The 2697-nt window shown below is 63.7% G+C and carries 2 protein-coding genes; both read right to left on the bottom strand.

Annotated elements, in window-relative coordinates; genetic code table 11:
• Window positions 1–244: 244 nt before the first annotated feature.
• A complete protein-coding gene (locus tag WA317_RS11865; RefSeq protein WP_425173215.1) occupies window positions 245–1510 on the bottom strand; it encodes an amidohydrolase in 1266 nt (421 codons plus the stop codon).
• A 283-nt stretch (window positions 1511–1793) separates the two neighbouring features.
• On the bottom strand, window positions 1794–2697 hold a 904-nt coding region (locus WA317_RS11870; RefSeq protein WP_425173216.1), incomplete at its 5' end, for an FAD-dependent monooxygenase.

The following is a 2697-nucleotide window of genomic DNA, read 5'->3' on the forward strand; positions in this document are numbered from 1 at the left end:
CAAAACCCCTGGTGAGCTAAATCACTCAAACTGATCAAGCGGAACCGAAAGCGCTGGTAGAAGCACTTTCGCCCACGCAAACGAGGGGTTCGAGTCCCCTTAGCTCCACTACGAACAGCAGTTGGAAGCGTCGTAGCGGTTTCTCAGCATCGGGGCGTATTCGGCCCCATTGCCTCGGGTCCATTAGGCGCCGAGGGTTCCGGTTCGTCCGATTCGATCCGGGGTCCTGCGGATGGGCACTGAGTCAGCTGGCGAGCCAGGCCAGCGCGGCAATTACGAGGGCTTCGGTCCCGGTGTCAAGGGTGGGTTGGACTACCGGGGCAAACGTCGGCGAATGGTTGACCGGGATGTCCTGAGCGACCCGCCCGCCGTTTGCCGCCGTGCGGTACTGCTGCTCATCGATTCCGCCGATGCCCCAATAGGTGTAGGGAACCCCGAGCGCATTGGGGATGTCGCTGAAGTCCTCACTGGCTGACTGTGCCGCCATCGGTTGGAAGCGTTCGCCGAAGTATCCGGCGAACGCGTCGCTCACCCGCTGGGTGACCTCGTCGTCGTTGACGGTGAGTGGGAAATTATCGTAGATCTCGAAGTCGGGATTTCTTGGCGAGTTTGAGGCCTGGCACTCGGCAACGACGATGCGCCGGATCGCATCAAGTACTGCGGTACGTACGGACTTGTCATAGGTGCGCACGTTCAGCTCCAGCACAGCGTGATCACCGATCACATTGCTTTTGCTGCCGGCACGGATGCTTCCTATCGTCACTACGGCGATATCGGTCGGAGCAACCTCGCGGGATACGACTGTTTGCAGCCGGACCACGATCATCGCCGCGAGCACCACGGGGTCGACGGCGGCTTGCGGCATCGAACCGTGGGCGCCGCGGCCATAGACCGTGATCCGCATGCTGTCGGCGGACGAGAGCACAGGGCCGCGATGCGTGCAGACGCGGCCGGCTGGTGCTGGAAGCACATGCTGGGCAAGGGCAACGTCAACTGGCGGAATGACGTCGGCCAGTCCGTCGTCGACCATGCCCCGCGCACCGTCACCGACTTCTTCGGCCGGCTGAAATAGCGCGATCACGGTTCCGTTCCAGTGTCGGGTTCCTCTGGCGAGCAATGCCGCAGCGCCGAGTAGGCATGAGACGTGCACGTCGTGGCCGCAGGCGTGCATGACGGGGACCTCGGAACCGGTGGCGTCGGTGGCGCATATGGAGCTGGCATACGGAAGACCGGTGGCTTCCTCGACGGGCAGCGCGTCCATGTCGGCACGCAGCAACACCGTCGGTCCGCTGCCGTTTCGCATGACGCCGATGACGCCGGTGCCGCCGATTCCGTCCCGCACTTCGTAGCCCGACCCGCGTAATCTTTCGACAACCAGCTTCGCGGTCCGATGCTCTTGATGGGACAGTTCGGGGTGTTGGTGGATGTCGCGGTAGAGATCTTCCTGCCAGGATCGAATCTCGGGTAGGCCGTTGAGCACGGCGCCGGTCAGGTTCGATGCAGTGCTCATACTTCCCCCGATCGCTGGGTGACTGATTGAGTGGCGGCGCGGGAGCCGTTGGCGCGGTGTACCCGCACTTGATGGTCGCAATCGATTTCGCAGGCCGCAGTCGGATGGCGAGCGCGGCGACAGTCTGTGGAGCACCAGAGATCAGTCGCCGGCCGCGCGTCGGCACTGTGGACCGTCTCACATCGACCACCTCACCTGCGCTTTCGGCCACATCGCTGAGAACACCTGCCATGGACTTCGGCTGCCGCGGTGGAAGGAGCGTCGCGAGTTGACACACTTGAGGTCACGGCTGGCCAGTGGCACCGCCCGTCGGAGACACGAACGCCGACCGCGCCGCCACTGATGCAATGTGCCGAGTCAGCAGCGCCTCCGGAACCAACACCGTGGCACGGCTGGCTGCAGCGCTTAAGAATGCAGGACGCAGGTTAAGAACCTTGCCGATCCATTTCGACTTTCGAGTCAGCGACTTGGTTCGGGGCCGACGGAAGGCTGCGAATTGCGCGAAAGCCGTTGCCGAATCTGAATTCTCGTCGATGAATGCGGCTAGAACCGCGGCATCTTCTAGCCCCTGGCAGCCGCCCTGACCCAGGTGCGGACGCATCGGATGGGCCGCGTCACCGACAAGCACGACCGGTCCGCGTGCCCAGTGCCGGGCGGGAGTGCGGTCGTAAAGGTCGTCGCGTAAAACGTCGGTACAAGGCGTCGCGGCCAGGATGCTCGGAATGGGTTCGGCCCAGCCGGCGAACTTGGCCTGCAGGTAGTGCAGCTCGCCTTGAGGCGACCGGTGCCCCTCGGGCGCACGTTGGGTCGAGAACCAATACGTCGAATTCGGCCCCACCGGGACGTGGCCAAATTCGACGCCAGGCCCTAACGTCTCGCCAGCCAGCATGGGATCTAGGGCATAGCGGGTTATACCTCGCCATGCGGTGTAGCCGGCGTAACGGTTGGTCAGCGGACCGTTGAGGTGGCGCGCCACCACCGAATGGGTACCGTCGGCGCCGATCACCGCGTCGGCCATGCGGACCGTGGCATCCGACAACCGAAGGCGCACTCTGTTGCCGTCAGTGATCAGCCCGAGAGCGGTCAGCCCATATTCCACCGTCTCTGCCGTCAGCGCTGCGGTAAGAATGTCGCGCAGCACCGAGCGTTGCACCACTACCAGCGGCTCGCCGAGCGCCTTGACGAAC

The organism is Mycobacterium sp. (assembly GCF_049802695.1).
Taxonomy (GTDB): domain Bacteria; phylum Actinomycetota; class Actinomycetes; order Mycobacteriales; family Mycobacteriaceae; genus Mycobacterium.

Bases quoted from the DNA above. Each gene is read 5' to 3' on its own strand.
- WA317_RS11865 (WP_425173215.1), bottom strand. From the start codon at position 1,510: ATGAGCACTGCATCGAACCTGACCGGCGCCGTGCTCAACGGCCTACCC.